General features: G+C 36.6%; 12 protein-coding genes and 1 riboswitch. All 12 genes read left to right on the forward strand.

Translation table 11 applies throughout. The features are described from left to right. Nucleotides 1–76: 76 nt before the first annotated feature. The 12 genes from rhaB to CPHY_RS06095 all read left to right on the forward strand — a co-directional run bounded on the left by rhaB (nt 77) and on the right by CPHY_RS06095 (nt 25,419). On the forward strand, nt 77–1,480 hold the full coding sequence (rhaB, locus tag CPHY_RS06035) for a rhamnulokinase (protein WP_012199172.1): 1,404 nt from the start codon (nt 77–79) through the stop codon (nt 1,478–1,480). A 227-nt stretch (nt 1,481–1,707) separates the two neighbouring features. Continuing rightward, nucleotides 1,708–2,958, forward strand: coding sequence for an L-rhamnose isomerase (locus CPHY_RS06040; RefSeq protein ID WP_012199173.1), 1,251 nt, complete (start codon nt 1,708–1,710; stop codon nt 2,956–2,958). Between the two features lie 294 nt (nt 2,959–3,252). After that, nucleotides 3,253–4,224 (forward strand): helix-turn-helix domain-containing protein, encoded by a 972-nt coding sequence (locus CPHY_RS06045; protein WP_012199174.1) that lies wholly within the window; start codon nt 3,253–3,255, stop codon nt 4,222–4,224. Then, entirely contained in the window at nt 4,224–4,538 is a 315-nt protein-coding gene (rhaM, locus tag CPHY_RS06050; protein ID WP_012199175.1) for an L-rhamnose mutarotase, read from the forward strand. Before CPHY_RS06045 ends, rhaM begins: the two co-directional genes overlap by 1 nt. A gap of 118 nt (nt 4,539–4,656) precedes the next feature. Then, nucleotides 4,657–4,770: riboswitch (TPP riboswitch) on the forward strand. Between the two features lie 449 nt (nt 4,771–5,219). Continuing rightward, nucleotides 5,220–5,519, forward strand: coding sequence for a thiamine-binding protein (locus CPHY_RS06060; RefSeq protein ID WP_012199176.1), 300 nt, complete (start codon nt 5,220–5,222; stop codon nt 5,517–5,519). Further along, nucleotides 5,485–6,249, forward strand: coding sequence for an ABC transporter permease (locus CPHY_RS06065; RefSeq protein WP_012199177.1), 765 nt, complete (start codon nt 5,485–5,487; stop codon nt 6,247–6,249). The genes CPHY_RS06060 and CPHY_RS06065 overlap by 35 nt, the downstream gene beginning before the upstream one ends. A gap of 153 nt (nt 6,250–6,402) precedes the next feature. Beyond that, nucleotides 6,403–7,425 (forward strand): ABC transporter substrate-binding protein, encoded by a 1,023-nt coding sequence (locus CPHY_RS06070; RefSeq protein ID WP_012199178.1) that lies wholly within the window; start codon nt 6,403–6,405, stop codon nt 7,423–7,425. Nucleotides 7,426–7,433: 8 nt separating this feature from the next. Beyond that, nucleotides 7,434–8,174, forward strand: coding sequence for an ABC transporter ATP-binding protein (locus tag CPHY_RS06075; protein ID WP_012199179.1), 741 nt, complete (start codon nt 7,434–7,436; stop codon nt 8,172–8,174). Nucleotides 8,175–8,540: 366 nt separating this feature from the next. Next, nucleotides 8,541–10,394 carry a DNA helicase RecQ gene (gene recQ, locus CPHY_RS06080; protein WP_012199180.1) on the forward strand — a complete coding sequence of 618 codons (1,854 nt, stop codon included), beginning with the start codon at nt 8,541–8,543 and terminating at the stop codon, nt 10,392–10,394. 434 nt (nt 10,395–10,828) lie between these two features. Continuing rightward, the gene (locus CPHY_RS22295) at nt 10,829–16,678 is read left to right on the forward strand and encodes a CehA/McbA family metallohydrolase (protein ID WP_012199181.1); all 5,850 of its coding nucleotides are present in this window, start codon (nt 10,829–10,831) and stop codon (nt 16,676–16,678) included. Between the two features lie 105 nt (nt 16,679–16,783). Then, a complete protein-coding gene (locus CPHY_RS06090; protein ID WP_012199182.1) occupies nt 16,784–17,941 on the forward strand; it encodes a YibE/F family protein in 1,158 nt (385 codons plus the stop codon). Nucleotides 17,942–18,654: 713 nt separating this feature from the next. After that, nucleotides 18,655–25,419 (forward strand): Ig-like domain-containing protein, encoded by a 6,765-nt coding sequence (locus CPHY_RS06095; RefSeq protein WP_012199183.1) that lies wholly within the window; start codon nt 18,655–18,657, stop codon nt 25,417–25,419. The last annotated feature ends 68 nt before the right edge of the window (nt 25,420–25,487 follow it).

The raw sequence follows: 25,487 nt of genomic DNA on the forward strand, positions 1-25,487 counted from the left end.
GCTCAATATTATAATTGAGATAGGACGAAAATAGTCCACTCTATCCAAGAGATTACAAGGTAAAGGGGGTTACATATTGACAACTTATTATCTAGCAGTAGACATTGGAGCATCTAGTGGTAGACATATCTTAGGATGGCTTGAAGAAGGAAAAATTGTTTTAGAAGAAGTACACCGTTTTTCCAATGAGTTATCAAAAAAAGATGGTGAATTGTGCTGGGATGTACCGTATTTATTTGGTGAGATTAAAAAAGGTCTTAAAAAGTGTAAAGAGATTGGAAAAATTCCAACTTATATGGGAATTGACACCTGGGGTGTAGATTTTGTTTTATTAGATGAAAAAGATCAGATTCTTGGAAATACCGTAGGGTATCGAGATGATCGTACCAAGGGGATGGAGGAATTCGTATATCAAGTAATGGATGAGAAGGACTTATATGCGAGGACTGGTATCCAAAAACAGCCATTTAACTCCATCTATCAAATGATGGCAATTAAACAGAAGCATCCGGAATATTTAGAGAGAGCCAAAGACTTTTTATTGATTCCAGACTACTTTAACTTCTTGTTAACTGGAAAAAAGTCGGTAGAGTATACGAATGCAACAACAACACAATTAGTAAGTCCAATAACAAATCAGTGGGATTACGAATTGATTTCTAGTCTCGGTTATCCAAAGGAAATCTTCAAGGAGCTACGAACTTCAGGAGACGTACTTGGTCCAGTAACCGAGGAAATAAGGAAAGAAATAGGGTTTGATTTAACGGTTATGCTCCCTGCAACGCATGATACAGGTTCAGCGGTTTTATCAGTACCAAGCAACGAAGAGCAAACGTTATACATAAGTTCAGGTACTTGGTCGCTCATGGGGATTGAACAAAGAAAGGCAGATTGCTCAGAAGAAAGTCGTCTCGCAAACTTAACCAATGAGGGTGGATTCGATTATCGCTTCCGTTATTTAAAAAATATTATGGGGCTTTGGATGATTCAATCTGTGAAAAAGGAATATCATGACGAATATTCCTTTGCTAAACTTTGTGAAATGGCAAGTGAATGCAATGAATTTCCATCTCGTGTTGATGTCAATGCTGATTGTTTCCTTGCTCCGGAAAGTATGATCCAGTCAATCAAAAAATATTGTGAAGGAACCAATCAAAAAGTTCCTCAAACACCAGGTGAAATTGCAACCGTAATCTATCAGAGCTTGGCGGAATGTTATGGTAAGACAGTAGAAGAACTAGAGAAACTATCGCAGTATCAATATGACAGTATTCATATCGTGGGTGGCGGCTGTAATGCACAGTATCTAAATGAGTTAACTGCAAAAGCAACTGGGAAAACAGTATACGCAGGTCCTACAGAAGCAACTGCAATCGGAAATATATTAGCACAAATGCTTGGTACAAAGATATTTGATTCTGTATCATTGGCAAGAGAAGCAGTATTTGAATCCTTTGAAATAATGAAATTTAAAGCTTAGATTATAAAAATGAATGAATCTATGCGTTGTATCATTATAAATGCGAAGGTAACAGGGGCTTAGATAACTGAAACAATAAAAACGAAGAATTTAATATTACTATAACAATTAAATAAATTGGTTCCATTATAAATTAGTATCTTTATAAAAGTATTTACTATTCGGTTCGTTAGGTTAATTATTGTAAAACAGTGCTCCTTAAATGAAGAGCAGAAATGAGGGAAAATATGATAAGAACAAGATATGAAATGGCAAAACAGATTTATGGTAAGCTTGGTGTTGACACGGATAAGGCATTAGAAACACTAAAGGGAATTTCGATTTCCATGCACTGCTGGCAGGGAGACGATGTAACAGGTTTTGATAACGATGGACCTTTATCTGGCGGAATTCAGACAACAGGAAGTTATCCTGGAAAGGCAAGAAACCCAGAAGAGTTAATGGCAGATATCGATATGGTATTATCCTTGGTACCAGGAAAACATAAAATCAATTTACATGCTAATTATGCAATATTTGAAAAAGGTGAGTTTGCAGATCGTGATAAGTTAGAGCCAAAACACTTTGCAAAATGGGTAGAATTTGCAAAGAAGAGAGGACTTGGTTTAGATTTTAATCCAACTTTCTTCTCACATCCAAAGGCAGGTCAATTCACTCTTTCCTCCCCAGATGACGAAATTCGTAAGTTCTGGATTGATCATGGAAAAGCTTGTATCCGCATCTCTGAGTATTTTGCAACGGAATTGGGTCAGCCATGTGTTATGAATATCTGGATACCAGACGGATATAAGGATATTCCAGCGGATCGTCTTTCTCCAAGAGCACGCTTTAAAGATTCTCTTGATCAGATTCTTAGCATTGATTATGATAAGAAGAAAGTTATTGTTGCCCTAGAATCTAAGGTATTTGGTATTGGTATGGAGTCATACACCGTAGGTTCTAGTGAATTCTGCATTAACTATGCAGCGAAGAATGGAATCTTAAGCCTTATGGATAATGGTCATTACCATCCAACAGAGGTGGTTTCTGATAAGATTTCTTCGATGTTATTATTTGCAGATAAAATTGCACTACATGTAACAAGACCAGTTCGCTGGGATAGTGACCATGTTGTTTTATTCGATGATGAAACAAGAGAAATTGCAAAAGAAGTAATCAGAAATGATGCACTTGACCGTGTTATCTTAGCACTTGATTTCTTTGATGCAAGTATTAACCGTGTTGCAGCATGGACGATTGGTATGAGAAATTTACAAAAATCCTTATTATATGCATTATTAACACCAAACGATAAGCTAAAGAAACTTCAGAATGAAGGTAAATTTACAGAACTTTTAATGCAACAAGAAGAGTTAAAATCTTATCCATTCGGTGATATTTGGGATTATTTCTGTGAAGTAAATAATGTACCTGTAAAAGAAGAGTGGTATGCTACAGTATCTCTTTACGAAGAAGAAGTTTTATTAAAGAGACAGTAGAATATTAAATAATTTCTCATAATACTTTGAAACAATACCAGATCTGTGGACAGATTTGGTAAAATGGGGCTGGTGCATGTGTACCAGCCTTACTATTCATAACAAGTGAAAAATCTACGAAGAATGTTTATTCTTGCTTCATAATGTTAGATGGACAAAATTCTCAGGGTTAACTATAATAAGGGTAAGTAATGATCGAAATGAGCAACAAGATTATATCCTTTAGCTAAATAAGAGTTAACTTTCCAATGCGTAAAAGTTAAAGTAATACGCGGAGCAGAAATGAGGTTATAGATGAACCAAGAATTGATTCAGATTCTTTCTCAGATTACGGAAGAGGAAAAACGTATTTTAAACGTAAAAAAGGAAGTAGAAAAAGAACGATACACCTCGAGCAAGGATTTTGTGATTCAGAAAAATAAGATGTTAGAAGAAGAACAACTAATTACAATTCGTCCGCATACTCGCTTTATCGATTTCCCCAAACATAAACATGATTATATTGAAGTAGTTTATGTCTGTAAGGGATCTTTAACCCACACTATAAACAATGTTCCAGTAGTACTTGAGGAAGGGGACATATTATTTCTTAATCAACATATTTACCATGCAATTAAGGAGGCTGGGAAAGAGGATATCGCAATTAATTTAATCATCTTACCACATTTTTTTGATGTGAGTTTTTCGATGATTCAAAAAGACAATGTATTAGCGGACTTTTTAGTAGGTATCTTAAGAAATGCTTCTCATAAAGAGCAATATCTACATTTTAAAGTTAAGGGAATTCTTGAAATAGAAAATTTACTAGAAAATCTTGTGTATTCCTTGGTTCATGATGCCTCCAATAACGACATGATTAATCAACGTGTGATGGGACTTTTATTTTTGTATTTGGTTAAATACTCGGATTCATTAAAAGCTGGATCTCCCAATAGTTATGAAGATGTTATTGCTAAGGCAGCTGTCAATTATATTGATATAAATTATAAGACAGCAAGCTTAACAGAATTAGCAGAGAAGCTATGCTTATCGCTATCATCCTTAAGTAGATTAATAGCAAGTAAAACGGGGAAATCATTCAGAGAGTTATTGCAGGAGAAACGATTTGAAGTTGCCATATCACTTCTAGCAGAGACGAATCTGTCAATTACTGATATTGTAGTAGCAGTAGGATACGAGAATAACAGCTTCTTTCATCGTAAATTTAGGGAACGATATCATATGTCACCAAAGGAATACCGAGAAAAAAATAGGAGGATTAGATAATGGTACGGAAAGCATTTAAAATGCAATTATTTGAAGGACAAGCAAAAGAATATGAGAAACGCCACAATGAATTATGGCCTGAAATGAAAGAAATGATTCATGAGTATGGTGGAAGCAATTATACTATATTTTTAGATGAAGAAACCAATGTGCTATATGGTTACATAGAATTAGAGGACGAAGAAAAGTGGGATAAAACTGCAGAGACTGAGATTTGTAAGAAATGGTGGGCTTTTATGGCTGACATTATGGAAACAAATCCAGATAATAGTCCGGTAAGTGTTTCATTAAAGAATGTATTTCATCTGGATTAAAAATAGAGGGAGCAGAGGGAGAAGATCCCTGTGCTTCTTTAGAGTTTATTTGGACGAAATTACAACATATTTCATTTACATATTGACAAATTTAAAATTTAAAGTAAAATTGAGTTTGAAAAAGAAACAGGGGTGCCAAATGAATTTGGCTGAGATTAGAACTACGAAAATGTTCTTGACCCTACAACCTGATCTGGATCATGCCAGCGGAGGGAGTTTTATTGCTTTTATTTTTGAGTTATAACTCCCTTTGGATATCAAAGGGAGTTTTTTTAGTTTATAGGAAATTGCATTGTAACTACCTATAAATTAATTATTTTGCAAGTTGTATTCAAATAAAAGAAAAATACTCCACTTGTGATGCAAATTCGCTTCGCAAACCTTATCCATTTCTAATACTGAGCGTAAAATAAACGTTCTTACGCTCAGTAAGTTTTAAATCTGCATTGCTATAAAAACTATGAAGTAGCGCAGATAGTCACTATAGTGTGAAAGAAAATACCACTTTTACACTAAATAATTTATGGGGCCTTAGAGTGGTTTCATGTTGGGTAGTGAGAAAATTAAAGTAGTATTCGCTTTTTAACAGTATGCTATCTGCAGTAAGCAGATATGATATGCAAGGAGTGGCTGCGAAATGGATTTTCATACACGTATACCCGCAAGAAAGGAGATTAAAAAATGAATGCAAGTGTAGCAATTCAAACATTACCAGTAGCAAAGAATGATGAAGATTTAATTCGTATCGTAGATGAGGTGATAGCCTACATCAAAAGTACCGGTTTAAATTATTATGTTGGACCATTTGAAACAGCCATTGAAGGTGATTATGATGAACTAATGGATATTGTAAAAGAATGCCAACATATTGCAATCCGTGCCGGTGCACCTTCTGTAGCAGCCTACATAAAGGTTACCTATCGTCCAGAAGGAGATGTATTAACGATTGAGAAAAAAGTTACGAAACACCATCAGAACTAAACTACCTTCCTTTAGTGCAATATTTGGAATCTTAGCCCTTTGGCAGATAGTCTCAAGCATTGGTTGGGTGCCAAAGTATATGCTTCCATCTCCGGTAGATGTTGTTCTAGCGTTCGTAAAAGAGTTCCCCCTCTTAATGTCACATATGAGGGTAACCTTGGTGGAAGCATTTTTTGGCTTATTATTAGGGACTCTTCTGGGATTTACAATTGCAGTTTGGATGGAGAGGTTTCCGAAAGTTTATCAAGCGTTCTATCCAGTAATTGTTATAACGCAAACCGTACCTACCGTTGCGATAGCGCCTCTGTTAGTGTTGTGGTTAGGTTATGGAATGGCTCCCAAAATAGTACTAATTATCATAGTAACGTTTTTCCCTATCACAGTAGGGCTCTTGGATGGATTTCATTCTGCGGACAAGGATGCTATTCAGTTGTTGCGTTCTATGGGAGCAACGAAATTCCAGATATTTCGTCAAATCAAATTACCTAGTTCATTAAGTTATTTTTTTGCTAGCTTAAAAATATCTGCATCTTATTCCGTTGTAGGTGCGGTAATTTCGGAATGGCTCGGCGGTTTTCATGGGCTCGGAGTTTATATGACGCGAGTAAAAAAATCCTATGCTTTCGATAAAATGTTTGCGGTTATTTTCTTGATATCAGCGATAAGTCTTTTGTTAATGAAGCTGGTGGGTTACTTAAAAAAACGATGCATGCCTTGGGAAGAGAAATAAAGTTAGCAATTAGAATGTATGAACGGAAAAATCGCAAGAATGAAATTACAACCATGTAAATTTATATAACTTTTTAAATAGTTACTTATCAATAATTTATATTAATTTAAAGCAAAGATAAGAAATAGTTCTTAAAAGAAAGTGGGAAAACTAATGAAATATAATAAATTGAAGCGTATCCTTGCTTTGATCTTAGCAGCTACTACGCTTACAACAATGACAGCCTGTGGGAAAAAAGATAATGATGTAAGTAATAATAATTCAAAAGATTTAGAAAAGATCACCTTCGTATTAGACTGGACTCCAAATACAAATCACACAGGTCTATATGTAGCTCAAGCAAAAGGATATTTTGCAGAAGAAGGCCTTGATGTAACGATCGTTCAGCCGCCAGAAGATGGAGCAGCAGCATTGGTTGCGAGCGGCAAGGCACAGTTTGGAATCTCTTGTCAGGATACAATTACTCCAGCAATTGTGGGGGATTCTACCTTACCAATTACAGTATGTGCTGCCTTAGTACAGCATAATACCTCAGGTATTGTAAGCCGAAAGGGAGAAGGTATGGATACCCCAAAGGGCTTAGAAGGAAAAAATTATGCAACTTGGGATTTGGATGTTGAAAAAGCTATGTTGAAAAATGTAGTTGAAGTAGATGGCGGTGATTTTAGTAAAGTGAATTTAATACCAAGTACAGTAACGGATGAAGTAACTGCACTTCAAACAAAATCGGTCGATGCGATTTGGATATTTTATGCTTGGGGAGGAATTGCAACTAAGGTGAAGGGGTTAGAGACGGATTATTTTGCTTTTAAAGACATCAACCCAGTCTTTGATTACTATACACCAGTTGTTATTGCAAACAATGAATTCCTTAAGAAAGATGCTGATACAGCAAAAGCATTTTTCTGTGCCTTAAAGAAAGGTTATGAATATGCAATTGAGAATCCTAAAGATGCAGCAGAACTCTTACTTAAAGCTGTACCCGAATTAGATGCAGACCTTGTGAACGAGAGTCAAGTTTGGCTATCTAAGGAATATAAAGCGGAGGAAAAACGTTGGGGATACATTGATCCAAACCGCTGGAATGCCTTTTATAACTGGCTAAATGATAATAATCTAGTCGAAATTAATATCCCTGAAAATACTGGTTTTACAAACGAGTATTTACCAGAATAGGAATTAAAATGGATAAACTAACAATTCGGAATATCTCCAAATCATATGGAGATAAAGCAGTATTAAAGAATGTCTCAGTGGTATTAAAGGAAAATGAGCTGGTTTGTCTGCTTGGTGTCAGTGGGGCAGGTAAAACAACGCTTTTTAATATTATAGCAGGATTATTAGAACCAGATAAAGGTGAAGTTCTACTGGATGGTAAAGATATTACAAATCAAGCAGGTAATATCAGCTATATGCTTCAAAAGGATCTTTTACTGCCATATAAGACTATTGAGGATAACGTTTCATTGCCACTGATTATAAAGGGAATGAAAAAGCGAGATGCCAGGGATAAAGTAGCAGATTATTTTGAGGAATTCGGGCTGGAAGGTACACAAAAGCTCTATCCTGCCAGTTTATCCGGTGGTATGAGACAACGAGCTGCACTTCTTAGAACCTATTTATTTTCAGATAAGATTGCTTTATTAGATGAACCATTTAGTGCTCTTGATATGATAACCAAAGGGAAAATTCATCGTTGGTATCTTGATATCATGGAAAAGATAAAACTTTCCACGTTATTTATTACCCATGATATTGATGAGGCTATTCTGTTATCGGATCGTATTTATCTTCTAACAGGTGAACCGGGACAGATTACGAAGGAAATCATTATGAAGGAAAAACGTCCAAGAGACGAAGAATTTTTGTTAAGTTCAGAATTTCTTAGGTATAAGAAGGAAATATTGGAGAGTTTACAGGAGTAAATATAATATAAGTGATGTAACATGAAAAAAGCTCTCTATTATTTTCGTTGAGGATGCATTGTAAATGAAATAATAAGAAAAAACAATTTATTATTTCGTTGAAGATGTATTGTAAATCGATACAAAAAGAAAAGAAACAGAATATTATTTGGTTACTGCCTTTACTTTATCTAGAATACTGATTGTAGTGCTCTATATAAATGCAAGGCAGTTTCTTTTTAATTTAACTTTTTAATCAGCATATCGTTTAAAATTTAGCAAAAACTTTGCCCTTTTGTCGAATTGACGTTCCATACCCAGTAGTTTACAATGGTCTTAAGAATATAAGTTATAAGCTTATAAAAGAGTTGAAACGAGGATTAGTAATTGAATAAAGAACAAATTTTAAAAAAGTACTATGGTTATGACTCCTTTCGAGATGGACAGGAGGAGTTGATAAACAGTATTTTAGCAGGCAAGGATACGTTTGGTATTATGCCAACGGGAGCAGGAAAATCAGTGTGTTTTCAAGTCCCTGCGCTAATGCTTTCTGGAATAACACTAGTAGTATCACCATTAATTTCTTTAATGAAGGATCAAGTAGGTACCTTGAATCAAATGGGAGTCCATGCGGCATACTTAAACAGCTCTTTAACTGCAAATCAATATCGACTAGCGTTATCCTATGCGAAAGAAGGACGATATAAAATTATCTATGTAGCACCTGAGAGATTATTAACAGAGGAATTTCTTGAATTTGTGAGGGATGTTGAGATTTCAATGTTAAGTATTGATGAGGTACATTGTGTATCCCAATGGGGACAAGATTTTCGTCCAAGTTATTTAAAAATCATTGATTTCGTAAATCAGTTACCAGTACGTCCAATCGTTAGTGCATTTACCGCTACTGCTACGAAAGAAGTGAAAGAGGATGTAATCCGATTACTTGGATTACAGCGTGCTACGGTAGTTACGACTGGATTTGACCGTAAGAATTTATATTTTGCAGTAAAAAGTCCTAAAGATAAATATGCTGAGCTTGTTTCCTATCTGAAGGAACATCAGAATATGAGTGGTGTCATTTATTGTGCTACGAGAAAAGCCGTGGAGGAAGTAGCGCAGCGTTTAGAAATTGAAGGATATCCGGTAACTAGATACCATGCGGGATTAAGTGATGTCGAAAGGCATCAAAATCAGGATGATTTTATCTATGATGTGAAACCAATTATGGTGGCAACAAATGCATTTGGAATGGGAATAGATAAGTCGAATGTAAGGTTTGTCATTCATTATAACATGCCAAAAAACATAGAAAGCTATTATCAAGAGGCTGGACGCGCGGGAAGAGATGGGGGGCGTGCAGAATGTATTCTGTTATATGGTGGACAAGATGTGATTACGAATCAGTTATTTATAGAAAATAATCGCGAGAATGAAGAATTAACTGGTGAATTGTTAGAGGCAGTAAAGATAAGAGATCGGGAACGCTTAAAGAAAATGACATTTTATTGCTTTACGAATGACTGTCTTCGTCATTATATTTTAGAGTATTTTGGTGAGAAAGCAGAGCCAACTTGTGACGATTGTTCCAATTGCTTATCGGAATTTGAAATTATTGATATAACCGAAATCAGTATAAAATTAATTCAGTGTGTATTAGAAACGAGGCAACGGTTCGGGTTAATGACGATTGTTGATACCGTACATGGCAGTAAGTCTGCGAAAATAAAGCAGTTTCGTCTTGACGAATATGCATGCCATAATTCATTATCAGATATAACGATACCAAGATTACGGCAGATTATGAATCATCTTGTACTAAGTGGTTATTTATTGCTAACAAATTCGGAATATTCCATCTTGAAAGTAACAGATAAAGCAAAAGAATTATTAGAACATAGAGATGCGATTGAACTAAAGGTTTCTAAGGAACGAGAAAGGAAGGCGAAAAGCACCGAAACACGAAGTAAGAAAAAAGCTGTGTATTCATTGGATACGAATGATGAACTATTTGAAGAACTTCGTGTCTTACGTCTATCAATCGCTAGAAAAGAAAAAGTTCCACCTTATATAATATTTGGAGATAAGACATTACTCCAGATGAGTCAGTCTTTACCAACTAGTAAAGAAGAAATGCTTGAAATTACTGGGGTTGGTGAAGTAAAGTATGAAAAATATGGTGCTCAATTTGAAGATGAGATCCGTAGGTTTCAAAGTAATAAGAAGATAATAAATAGTTAAACAGGTGGGCTGTTATGCCCACCTGTTTCGTATTACTAGGCAATAAGGAAGACTATAAAAGAAAATGCTAGAGTATACGAGTTTTTTTCGTACACCCTAACATTTATTATAGAGTCTATATATCAATAACGAAAAAATGTTAAAGTTCTAACAGTTAGTAAAATTGCACTAATATTTATTTTAAAATAAGAATAAAGTATTAAAATAGTAGCAAAATGATAAGATATAAATGTTTTTTTATATATATAAATGTTATATTTAGAACAAAGAATATTGCATTAATAGTGCATATGTGCTATAATTGGAACTAAATAATACTGGAATAAAATGAGAAACAAAGCTTAATAAGTAATATTTGATGACATTTTTATTGTAAAAGATCTAGTCAATGCATTTATGATGCATGATGTAGAGGATTATCATGTGGTTATGCATTGCCTGAACTCGATGCGAGCAAAGGATGGCTTGGTGACGGCACCGAAACACCAATTGCTGTTACGGATAATAAGGTGGAGAATCCGGATAGTAAATATGTGTGGGATCTTAATGTTTCAGGGGATCAGGTGATTTTGACGGATTCTAAAGGACAGAAAATTATGCCAAAAGCTGCGGCTACGAATGGAATAATGGAAGGTAAATATACATGGATATTTGTAGAAGAGAGCGTTGGGATCTTTACGATTAACTCAACAGCTGAAGATGCTGTAATTTTAGCAAGCAATAAAACCTTAAATAGTGGAGATAATAAATTTAGAGCTTATAAAGTTGGGACGGTATCAGGTGCTCCAAGTACTTATTTTTCTAAATTTACTCTATACAAACTAGATGATGGCATACCATCAGGACCTGTAAAAACAGCAACACCGCAAGCAAGTAAGCCGTCTGGCGTAGTTGCCTCTGGAAGTGCTATTACACTCTCCTGTACAACAACAGATGCGAGCATTCAGTATCGTGCTACGACTGTTTCTCCTTCTGCAATTTGGGTAGATTATATAGAGCCGATTATAATTAACAGTGATACAAGAATTGAGGCAAAGGCTACAGCACCGGAGTATTTAGAAAGTGATATTGTAGTATTTAATTATGTGCTAGCAAAAGAACCGGAAGTAGACCCAGGTTTATTTGATCCGATTCCTGTAATTCCCGAAGGTGCAATATCTGTATTAGAGGCCAGTCAACTAAGCAGCGGTCAAGTTACTGTAGTGGGACAACTTGTTTACCGATACGGCAACTATAATGCGGTGAATACTGCGATTTTAGAAGATGTCATTAATGGACAGATTTATGCACTGCAGATATTTAATGCCCTATCCGACTACAAAATCGGAGATGTTGTAAAACTAACCGGAACAATGGGGGAATATGGGGGAGTTCCTCAGTTAAGCAACCCTTCAAAAATAGAAGTACTCACACCGGCTGCAAATACTCAGTTGATTCCTGCGCAGAAATTCACTTCATTTAATGAATTGATGGCGGTTAAGGATTCCTTGTTATCGGAATGGGTAGTAATTAAGGATGTAACACTTGGTACATATAGCAGCAGTGCAAGCACAAAGGTTACGGATAGCAATGGAGTAAGCATGGATATATACCGTGCAGCAACCTATCCAATCGGAGTAACAGCCGGCGAAAAGGTCGATCTGTATGCATGTGTATCCAAACATACTACGACTGATCAGCTTCGTGTCGGTTATTCCACTGATTACGTTATATCAAATGATATGAAAGCTCCGATAATAACATTACCTACTTTCGAGAAGGCGGAGTTAGGAAAAGATTATAAAATATCAATAACAATTACAGATAATGTAGCAGTATCCGATGCAGATTTAACTTATACAGTAAATCAGGTACCTACTAAGGTGGCTTTGGCACAGAGCGCTGCTGATAGTACAAAATGGGAAGTAACCATACCTGGAAGCACATTTACTGCAGGCGTTTCTAGCTATACTGTTCTTGTAACTGCCAGAGACAAGGCAGGCAATGAGGCAACCAGCAGCGTAATAATGATTTCTGTAGTAGATGAACCTCAGGTTACGAAAGTTACACCTGAACGTAATGGAAAAATAGTGGATGAAAAGAGACCGCTTATTAGCATAGCTGCAATAAATCTTGGATTGGCTCCAACTGCAAAGCTTACGTTAAAATCAGGAGAGACTGTTACTTTAAATGCTGTTAACATGAGCTATTCTGGCGAAACCTTTTCCTATACTCCGTCCAAGGATCTAGCAGATGCTCGTTATACAGCATCCGTAGTGATTACCCGTGCAGATGGAAAAGCTATAACCTATGAGTGGCCATTTACCGTAGGTACACCAAAATATAGCTTATACTTTGGACAATTACATAGTCACACAACTTATTCCGATGGTTCTGGTTCCTTAGATGAAGCACTTAATTATATTAATAAAATTAGCAAGGGTGATAATATTGATTTCGTAGCATTTACAGATCACTCTAACTATTTTGATAAATCAGGTGCGGCTAACCCAGAAGCTTCTCTTTATAATAAGAGTTTGATGACGGCAGAAAGTCAAAAAATATGGAATGAATATAAGAATAAAATTGCTGATTTTAATGCATCTTCAACAAACAGAGGAGTGATTGCCCTCGGTGGTTTTGAAATGACTTGGTCAGGCGGACCGGGACATATGAACACCTGGAACACAGAAGGTATTGTCAGCCGTAATAACACAATCTTGAACAACAAAACAAATGATGCCGGAATGAAAGCTTATTATACTTTATTAAGCCAACCAGAAGGTGCTAATTCTGTCAGTCAGTTTAATCACCCAGGCAAAACATTTGGTACCTTTAGCGATTTTGCTTATTGGGATCCTACCATTGATTCCCGTATTACTTTACTTGAAGTTGGTAATGGAGAAGGCGCAATCGGCAGCGGCGGGTATTTCCCATCTTATAATTATTACACCATGGCATTGGATAAAGGATGGCATGTTGCGCCAACTAATAATCAGGATAATCATAAGGGTAAATGGGGAAATGGAAACGATGCCCGTGATGTTATCATTACCGACAACTTTACGGAACAAGGTATTTATGATGCATTAAAGGCGCGTAAAGTATATGCAACGGAAGATAAGAATTTAGAGATTACCTATACTGTAAATGATGAATTAATGGGAAGTATCATAAAGGAAGTACCTAAAAGTCTTGATTTAAAGGTAACATTAAGTGATGCGGACGATATAATTCAAAAAGCAGAGGTAATTGCAAACAGTGGACGTATTGTCCATACCTGGGATGTAAATGCTCAGAGCAAAGAACTTAGCGTAACACTTAGTCCAGAATATAGCTACTATTATATCAGAGTAACAGAAAAGGATGGAGACCTTGCAGTAACGGCACCGGTATGGATTGGTAATGCAAAGGTGTTTGGTATCTCCAATGTAGAAAGTGACACAATAATACCGGTTACCGATGAACCAATGACGGTAAAAACTACTTTATTCAACAGTGAATCAACAGATATTACTATTAAGTCTATGGCTTATAGTTTAGATGGAAAAATTATTGATTTAAAAACGAGTGTAGGTACTGTTGCAAAAGGAACGACTCAGGTAATTAACTATTCGTTTAAACCTACCAAAGCAAAGGTACAGACCCTAAATGTTGAAGTTGTTATGACCTTAGATGGCATTGACTACAGCTTTACAAAGGACCTTAGCTTAGATGTGAGAGATGCTAATAAGCTGGTATACATAGGAATTGACGGAAGTCATTTTAATGAATATGTGGCTGGTAATTACAAAGATTCTATGGGCAACTTTGGAAAACTCGCTGCAGAAAGTAATGTAAGATGTGTGGTTCTTAACACCAGTGAACAATTATTAGAGGCAGCTAAAAATGAGAATGGTAAGTATAAGATGCTTATATTAACAGCACCAAGCCGTCGTGATGGTACTAAATTAAGAAATCCATATCTCAATTACTCAGCTGGGGAGATAGCAGCAATTAAAGGTTTCTCAGAAGCAGGGGGAAGTTTAGTACTTTGTGGCTGGTCAGACTTATACGAGAATTATGGAGCTTTTCCGGCAGAGGACCATATGGCAGCACAGCAGAATAAATTATTAGAAGCAGTTGGAGCTTCTCTACGCATTAGTGATGATGGAGCTTATGATGATGTATTAAATGCTGGTGGAAGTGAAGCCAATAAAGCAAGATTATATTTATCCACCTATAATTGGGAGAATCCATTTACACAAGGTATTGAATTCGATAAAGATAATCCAAATGATAATATGCATTCACAACTCTTTAGTCAATATGGTGGCGGTACAATTCATGTGGTAGATAAGAATGGAAATGCTACCTCTACACTACCAGAGAATATTTCTCCAATTGTATGGGGACATAGTACTACCTATTCAAAGGATTGCGATAATGATCATCTTGGTGGAAGCGCTATACCAAAATATGAATATGCACAAGGTGATAATCGTCTGATGGTACTTGCAAGTGAGACTGTGACACATGCAAATGGAACTCAATCACTAGTGATTGTAGATGGTGCAGCATTTATGAGTAATTTTGAAATCCAAGCTACATTAGATAATACTGTAGAAAAAAATTATTCAAATTATACAATTTTACAAAACTTAATCCAGTATGCAAATCCGACACAGATTGATAAGATTGCAGATGTACAAAAAGAAGCAGAAGAAGGTGTTAAATTTTCAGTAGAAGGTATCGTAACTTCCAATGCTTCTGGATATGATAAGCCTACTGCATTTTTTGACTGTATCTATCTACAGGACGAAACAGCTGGTATTAATGCATTCCCAGTGGCAGGAGACTTTAAAGTTGGTCAGAAGGTTCGAATTACGGGAACATCTTCTTCTTATCAGGGAGAAAGACAGTTAAATGTTAGCAGTATATCCCTGGTAGATAGTAATATTACAAAAATAGAACCTAAAGAAGTAACTGCAAAGCAGATTAATGATAGAACATACCTTGGAAGCCTTGTAAAGATTTCAGGAAAGGTAACAAAGGTTGAACTTGAAAACGGAGCTGTCCAGACGATTCTTGTTCAGGATAACGCTGGAAACACTGCTCGTATCTTTATTGATGGCTATATTACAACCGACAAGGAAATTATAGATTTAGTTGTTGGAAGCTTGATTACTGCTGTTGGTCTGTCCTCTTATGATAATACCTTTGATGGTCTTGCAGCGCGTATTCGTATTAGAGATCGTGGGGATATTGTATGTAAGCGTGATGATACACCAACACCAACATCAACACCAACACCAACGCCTACGACAACACCAACGCCAACACCGAAACCTGAGGGTCAAACTGTAATAACAGTTGATAAAGCAGAAGTTACCATCGTGGGTGGAAAAGCAAATGTAAAAATAATAATCAGTGAAGAAGTCCTGAAAGATGTGGTGAAAAATGGTAATAAAAACATTACAATTTCATTAGGGAAAGAAGTATTAAAGGATATTATATCGAATAGCCAGGTTAAAAAGGGTATAGTAATCGACTTGTCCATTCCTTCTGTTAAAGATGCAAATGTGAATAACATTGTATTAAGTAAAGATACATTGTTATTAGCAAAGAAATCCGGACAGAAGCTTACTATCAATGTAGCATTTGGAAAGGGTTACACAGTTGATATTCCTGTATCTGAACTGAAGAAAGTTGCATTTGTTTCAAAAGATCTGAATATAGCAGTTACCTTGAAGAAAGATACGAAAGCAGCTGCAAAATCAGTAGGAATCCTTTCCGTAGGAACGGAAGGTAAGTTAACAACAGGTATGGTAGTTACAGTGCCTGTGAAAGGTACACTTTCCTTATCAGCAGATAAAAAGGTATATATTTACCATAAAAATGCTAAGACCGGTGCATTGGAAGAAATGCCAAACAATCCAAGAACCGTAGCAGCGGATGGTACCATAAAACTTTCTACCCTAAGCGGAGGAGATTTTGTTATTTGCACAGCGAAGGTAAAGGATGCAGTAACATTAGTAGACAGGGTGAAAGTAACCGTTGAATCTACCGTTGCTAAAGGTGAAAAAATCAATGTAAAGGTAGCTCTTCCACAGGAATTAGCGCGAGTTACTGCATTTACAAAAGGTGATCCGGTTGGTCAGGAAGAAGTAAAGGTAACATATAAAGTAAGCGATAAGAATATTGCAACTGTATCCAGTAATGGAACTATTACTGCTAAGAAGAAAGGAACCATTAAGTTAACAGTTGTAATTACCTTAGAGAATGGAGAAAAGAAGAACTTTAACAAAACTATCAAAGTAAACTAGTAGATTGTAAACAGGTATAAGACTTAATTTATAAAGGGCTGCCACACTAGTGTAGTGTGGCATTCCTTGTTAGGTATTTGCTTAGTATTAAGAGGGGGATACTATATGAAAAAGAATCTTAAGGTGAGAATTTTAACAGCAGTGCTAATGCTGTTAGTATTTATAGGTGCAGCTGTAATTTTAAACCGCCCGAATCCGGATGCAGTGCTATCTTCTGCTAGGAAACGAACGTTCGCGGTTGCAAAGGTTACAGATATATTAAGGGATAATGCATCACCGGACACTTGGACAGAAGGAAGACGTATTGGGGAACAGCAATTGGAAGTAAAGGTTCTTACGGGTAAACATAAGGGAGCTGTTCTGGAAACGATTAACTACTTAAATGCATATTATAATGTTGACGCAAAGCTTGGGACTAGGATTATTGTCCGACTGGACTATAATGATGCGGGAGATCTGTATGTAGTGTCTATTCCTAATTATGATCGAAGTAGCGTATTGATTATAGCTATAATTGTATTTGCTATACTCATGATGTTAGTAGGCGGAAAGCAGGGAGCAAGAGCATTACTTGGATTGCTGTTTACTTTGCTGAGTCTTTGGTTTATTTTGATTCCTCTAGTTCTAAAAGGAGTTTCTCCGATTTTAGCTACTATATTGATTGCTGCATTTACCAGTGCGGGTGCATTACTAATGCTGACTGGATATACAAAGAAGACATTTTGTGCACTCTTAGGATGTGTTGGAGGTGTTATAGCAGCTGGAATTTTTGCGTGGATTATAACGACTTTGACACCGATGAACGGATTTAATATGTCAGAGGCAGAGGAACTGGTAATACGGGCTTCGGACTCGCCATTGAAAATCAGTGGTTTGCTGATTAGTGGTATTCTTCTTTCAGCACTTGGGGCATTGATGGATACCTCCATGTCCATTGTATCTGCTCTTCATGAGGTCTATGAGCAAAATCCTTCCATATCCAAAAAGCAGATATTTCGCTCTGGAATGAATATCGGACGGGATACCATGGGAACGATGGCAAATACATTGATACTTGCATTTGTTGGATCGGCGTTCAACCTATTGATTTTATTTCAGGTATATGATTATCCGATGATTCAAATACTAAATAGTGATATGATGGTAACTGAAATAATTCAGGGAATCGCAGGATCGGTAGGTATTATTGCAACCACACCATTAGTTTCTATTCTATGTGCTGCAATATTTCGATTAAAGGGAGATAAAATATTATCGCGTTAAATTTTACTTATACCCCTTTTAAATTTAGTAATTTATTGATACAATTATTAAACAATATTTACACCTCCTAGTGATTTGTTTGTCATTGACTGACACTGGGAGGTTTATCTTTTATTATAAAAGAAAATGCTAGAGTATATGAGTTTTTCATACACTCTGACATTTGTTAAAAATGCACTAAAAATTATTCGAAAAATAGAATAATATATCGAATATGTAGAGCAATGATAAGATATAAACATTTTTGTATATATATAAATGTTATATTTAGGACGAATAGCATTGCATTAATTGTGCATATGTGCTATAATTGGAACTGTTCAACATTTGGAATAAATTGTAAATAACTAAATAAATTTTTTGATGATTTTTTATTACAAACGATCTACTCATGTGATCTATGATGCAAGATGTAGACAATTATAATACAGCAGATAAGTTGATTATAAGTAATAAAAATGTCATCATTCAAAAAGGATGTGACGTTAGAAATCACGTCCTTTTTTCTTGTCAAGTAATCGTTTTATACTATTGGATGATTTGGGTACACCCGGAAAAGATTTCTTTCAGAAGTATAGGAAATATTTAACAGATATAAATATTCCTCTGTTTTTAAGTGAAGTTGTATAAGTGTTTCATATGATTTTACCACGAGCAGGGAGGAAATTTATATAAACGTAGTAAGAAACATAATATAATTAAGGAGGAAAGTAATGAAAAAAAATGCAAAACGGTATTTGGCAGTGCTATTGAGTATCATAATGGTATTCTCAATAAGTCCTGTCAAAAGTTATGCAAATGAGGCTGCTAGCACTTTTGTGAGAATAAATAGTGCAGCAGAACTTACTACAGATAAGTATGTAATGGTAGTAAATACTGGATATGCAGTGGGGGCCCTGGATAGTGGATGGCTTGGTTCTACTCAAGTTAGTTCTATGGATGACAAGGTAATTAATCCAGGCAGTTCCTTGGTATGGGACCTTTCTGTTTCAGGGACAAGTGTTACTTTAACTGATGCAAACGGAAAAAAGGTTAAGCCATCTGGTGGTAACGCTAATGGAATAGCTGAGGGAGGCTATGCATGGGCGTTTGAATTTAATAACGGAACGTTTAGATTTAAGGGAACCGGAGCAGATACCGTGACTTTAGCTAGTAATAAAGGCTCTGATAACAAGTTTAGGGCTTATAAAAATGATACGGTAACAGGTTCACCAGCGGGTTATCCTTCTAATTTTACTCTGTACAAGTTAGATAGCGGTAATCCGTCAGGACCTGTAAAAGTAGCAACACCGCAAGCAAGCCCGGCATCTGGAGCAGTCGTTTCCGGAAGTGTTATTACACTTTCCTGCGGAACACCGAGTTCGAGCATTCAGTATCGAGTTACGACTGTTTCACCTTCTGCGATTTGGGTGGACTACGCAGATCCTATCATAATTAATGGTGATACAACAATTGAGGCAAAAGCAACAGCACCGGATTATGAAGAAAGTGATATCGCTGTATTTCATTATGTGATTTCTGAGGATCCAGTAGACCCAGAAATATTTGATCCGATTCCTGTAATTCCGGAAGGTGCAATATCGGTATTAGAGGCAAGTAAACTAAGCAGCGGTCAAGTTACTATAGTGGGACAGCTTGTTTACCGGTACGGTGATTATGACAAGGTAACGACTGTGATTCTGGAAGATGTCATTGATGGGAAAATTTATGCACTGCAGATATATAATACTCTATCCGAGTATAAGATTGGTGATGTTGTAAAACTAACAGGAACAATGGGAGCATATGGGGGAGTTCCTCAGTTAACCAACCCTACAAAAATAGAAATACTCACACCGGCAGCAGATACTCGGTTGATTCCTGCACAGAAATTCACTTCATTTAATGATTTGATGGCTGTAAAGGATTCCTTGCTATCGGAATGGGTGTTAATTAAGGGTGTAACACTTGGTACCTATAGCAGCACCGCAAGCACAAAGGTTACGGACAGCTATGGAGGTAGCATGGATATATACCGTGCAGCGACCTATCCAAGCGGCGTAACAGCCGGAGAAAAGGTTGATTTGTATGCATGTGTATCCAAATATACTACGACTGATCAGCTTCGTGTCGGTTCCAGCACTGATTATGTTGTAGCAAATGATACGAAAGTTCCAACGATAACAATGCCTACTTTTGAGAATGCGGAGTTAGGAATAGATTATAAGATATCAATAACAATTACAGATAATGTAGCAGTATCCGATGCAGATTTAACCTATACAGTGAATCAGGTATCTACTAAGGTGGCATTGGTACAGAGTACAACTGATAACACGAAATGGGAAGCAACCATTCCTGGAGGCACATTTACTAAAGATGTTTCCAGCTTTACCGTTTTTGTAACTGCCAGAGATAGGGCAGGAAATGAGGCTACCAGTGACGTAAAAACAATTTCTGTAGCAGACGCACCTCAGGTTACGAAAGTAACACCTGACCGTAATGAATATACAGGGGTTGAAAAGAGACCGCTTATTAGCATAACTGCAACTAATCTTGGAACGGCTCCAACCGCAAAGCTTACACTAAAGACAGGAGCGACGGTTATATTAGACGCTGCCACTATGAGTTATTCTGGCGGAACCTTTTCCTATAAGCCATCTAAGGATCTGGCTGATGCATCTTATACAGCATCCGCAGTGATTACCCGTGCAGATGGAAAAGCCATAACCTATGAGTGGCCATTTACCGTAGGTACGCCAAATTATAAATTATACTTTGGACAATTACATAGTCATACAACTTATTCGGATGGTTCTGGCTCTTTAGATGAAGCACTTAATTATATTAATAAAATTAGCAAGGGTGATAATATTGATTTTGTTGCATTTACAGATCACTCAAACTATTTTGATAAATCGGGTGCGGCTAACCCAGAAGCTTCACTTTTTAATAAGAGCTTAATGACGGCAGAAAGCCAAAAAATATGGAATGAATACAAGAGTAAAATTGCTAATTTTAATGCATCTCCAACAAACAGAGGAGTGATTGCTCTCGGTGGTTTTGAAATGACTTGGTCTGGCGGACCGGGACATATGAACACCTGGAACACAGAAGGTATTGTCAGCCGTAATAACGCAACCTTAAACAGCAAAACTAATGATGCCGGAATGAAAGCTTATTATGCTTTATTAAGCAAACCGGAAGGTGTTAATAGTGTTAGCCAGTTTAATCACCCAGGTAAAACATTTGGTACCTTTAGTGATTTTGCTTACTGGGATCCTGCTGTTGATTCCCGTATTACTTTACTTGAAGTTGGTAATGGAGAAGGTGCAGTCGGCAGCGGCGGATATTTCCCATCCTATAGTTATTACACCATGGCATTGGATAAAGGATGGCATGTAGCGCCTACAAATAATCAGGATAATCATAAGGGTAAATGGGGAAATGCAAACGATGCCCGTGATGTTATAATTACCGGTGACTTTACGGAACAGGGTATTTATGATGCATTAAAGGCTCGTAAAGTATATGCTACGGAATGTAAGAATTTAGAGATTACCTATACTTTAAATGGTGAATTAATGGGAAGCATCATAAATGAGGTACCTAAGAGCCTCGATTTAAAGGTAATATTAAATGATGCGAAAGATGTAATTCAAACAGCAGAGGTAATTGCAAACAGCGGACGTATTATCCATACATGGGATGTAAATGCTCAGAGTAAGGAACTTAGCGTAACACTGAAACCGGACTATAGCTACTATTATATCAGAGTAAGAGAAAAGGATGGAGACATTGCAGTAACGGCACCAGTATGGGTTGGCAGTACAAAATTGCTTGGAATTTCTAATGTAGAAAGTAGCACAAATACACCAGTTACCGGAGAAAAAATGACGGTTATAACAACCTTGTTTAACAATGAGTCTGCAGATGCAACGATTAAATCTTTGACTTATAAGTTGGATGGAACTGTTATTGATCATAAAACGGATGTAGGTAAAATTGCAAAAGGAACGACTGTTACAAACAATTATGATTTCACACCTGAAAAAGCCAAAATGCAAACCATAACCGTTGAGGCTGTTCTAGCAATTGGTGGTCTTGACTATGCCTTTACAAAGGATCTTAGTTTAGATATTAGAGATGCGAATAAACTGGTATACATAGGAATTGACGGAAGTCACTTCAATGAATATGTAGCTGGAAATTACAAAGATAACATGGGTAACTTCAGCTTGCTTGCAGCACAAAGCAATGTAAGGTGCGTAATTCTGAATACTAGTGATGAATTAATAGCGGCAGCTAAAAATACAAATGGTAAATATAAGATGCTTATATTAACAGCACCAAGTCGCCGAAATGGTACTGCGTTAAGAGAACCATATGCTACATATTCAGATAAAGAAATAGAAGCCATTAAAGGTTTCTCAGAAGCAGGCGGAAGTTTAATACTCTGCGGATGGTCAGATTTATACGAAAATTACAAACAATTCCCGGCACAAGACCATATGGCAGCACAACAGAATAAGTTACTAAAAGCAATTGGAGCGTCTTTACGTGTCAGTGATGACGGTGCTTATGATGATGTATTAAATGCAGGCGGAAGTGAAGCAAATAAAGCAAGACTATACTTAACAACTTACAATTGGAATAATCCATTTACAAAAGGTATTGTATACGATGCGGCGAATCCAAATGATAACAAGTACACACAGCTCTTCAGTCAGTATGGTGGCAGTACAATTCATGTGGTAGATAAGAATGAAAAACCTATTTCTACATTACCAGCTAATGTCTCACCTATAGTATACGGACATAGTTCTACCTACTCAAAGGATTGTGATAATGACGGTCTAGGCGGGAGTGCTATTCCAAAATATGAATATGCAAAAGGTGATAATCGTCTGATGGTGCTTGCCAGCGAGATTGTTACACATGCTAATGGAACTCAGTCACTGGTAATTGTAGACGGTGCAGCATTTATGAGTAACTTTGAAATTCAAGCTACAATTTCAGATACCAACGCTGAATTAAATTACTCAAACTATACAATTTTACAGAACGTAATCAAGTATGTAAATCCGACTCAAATTGATAAGATAGTGGATATACAAAAAGAGTCTGAAGAAGGTGTTAAATTTACGGTAGAAGGTATCGTAACCTCCAATGCTTCCGGATATGATAAGGCTACAGCATTTTTTGACTGTATCTATCTACAGGATGAAACAGCTGGTGTTAATGCATTCCCAGTGGCAGGAGACTTTAAAGTTGGTCAGAAGGTTCGTATTACGGGAACAACGTCTTCTTATCAGGGCGAAAGACAGTTAAATGTTAGCAGTATATCCTTGGTAGATAGTAGTATTACAAAAGTAGAACCTAAAGAAGTAACTGCAAAGGAGATTAATGACAGAACATACCTTGGAAGCTTTGTAAAGATTTCAGGAAAGGTTACAAAGATTGAACTTGCAAACGGAGCTGTACAAACGATTCTTGTTCAGGATGACGCAGGAGACATTGCTCGGATATTTATTGACGGTTATATTACAACCGACAAGGAAATTGAGGATTTAGCAGTTGGAAGTTTGATTACTGCTGTTGGTCTGTCCTCTTATGATAATACCTTTGATGGTCTTGCAGCGCGTATTCGTATTAGAGATCGTGGGGATATTGTATGTAAGCGTGATGAAATACCAACACCAACGCCAACACCAACGCCAACAGAAACACCAACACCAACGCCAACAGAAACGCCAACAGAAACACCAACACCAACAGCAACACCAACACCGACAGCAACACCAACGCCAACGATTGATAAGATAGTGGATATACATAAAGCAGAAGAAGGTGCTAATTTTACGGTAGAAGGTATCGTAACCTCCAATACTTCCGGATATGATAAGACTACAGCATTTTCTGACTGTATTTATCTACAGGACGAAACAGCTGGTATTAATGTATTCCAAGTGACTGGAGACTTTAAAGTTGGTCAGAAGGTTCGTATTACAGGAACAACTTCTTCTTATCAGGGTGAAAGACGGTTAAATGTTAGTAGTATATCTTTGGTAGATAGTAATATTACTAAAGTAGAGCCTAAAGAAGTAACTGCAAAGCAGATTAATGATAGCACATACCTTGGAAGCCTTGTAAAGATTTCAGGAAAGGTAACTAAGATTGAACTTGAAAACGGAGCGGTACAAACGATTCTTGTTAAGGATAACGTAGGAAATATTGCTCGTATCTTTATTGACAGTTATATTACAACCGACAAGGAAATTAAGGATTTAGCGGTTGGAAGTTTGATTACTGCTGTTGGTCTGTCCTCTTATGATGATACCTTTGATGGTCTTGCAGCGCGTATTCGTATTAGAGATCGTGGGGATATTGTATGTAAGCGTGATGATACACCAACACCAACGCTGAAACCAACACCAACACCAACAATACCTACAACGCCAGAAACACCAACAACACCTACAACGCCAACAACGACGCCAACACTAACGCCAACACCGAAGCCTGAGGGTAAAACTGTAATAACAGCTGATAAAGCAGAAATTACCATTGAGGGTGGAAAAGTAATTGTAAAAATAAAAATTGATGAAGAAGTTCTGAAAGATACGGTAAAAGACGGTAATAAAAACATTACAATTTCATTAGGTAAAGAAGTATTAAAGGATATTTTAACGGATAGTCAGATTAAAATAGGTATTGTAATCGACTTGTCCATTCCTACTGTTAAAGATGCAACTGTGAATAATATTGTATTAAGTAAAGATGCATTGTTATTAGCAAAGAAATCTGGACAGAAGCTTACTATCAATGTAGCAATTGGAAAGAGTTACACAGTTGATATTCCTGTATCTGAACTGAAGAAAGTTGCATTTGTTTCAAAAGATCTGAATATAGCAGTTACTTTGAAGAAAGATACGAAAGCAGCTACAAAATCTGTAGGAGTCCTTTCTGTAGGAACGGAAGGTAAGTTATCAGCAGGTATGGTAATTACAGTACCTGTAAAAGGTGCACTTTCCTTATCAGCAGGTGACAAGGTATATATTTACCATAAGAATGCTGAGACCGGTGTATTAGAAGAAATGCCAAACAATCCAATAACTGTAGCAGCGGATGGTACCTTAAAACTTTCTACCCTAAGCGGAGGAGATTTTGTTATTTGCACAGAGAAGGTAAAGGATGCAGTTACATTAGTAGACAGAGTGAAAGTATCCGTTGAATCTACCGTTGCAAATGGTAAAAAAATCAATGTAAAGGTAACTCTTCCACAGGAATTAGCACGAGTTACTTCATTTACAAAAGGTGATCCGGTTGGTCAGGAAGAAGTAAAGGTAACATATAAAGTAAGCGATAAGAATATTGCAACTGTATCCAGTAATGGAACCATTACTGCTAAGAAGAAAGGAACTGTTACGTTAACAGTTGAAGTCACTTTAGAGAATGGACAGAAGAAGAACTTTAGCAAAACTATCAAAGTAAACTAGTGGATTGCAAACAGGTATAAGTCTTAATTAATGAAGGGCTACCACACTAATTTAGTGTGGTATTCCTT

It is taken from the genome of Lachnoclostridium phytofermentans ISDg (genome assembly GCF_000018685.1).
GTDB lineage: Bacteria > Bacillota > Clostridia > Lachnospirales > Lachnospiraceae > Lachnoclostridium > Lachnoclostridium phytofermentans.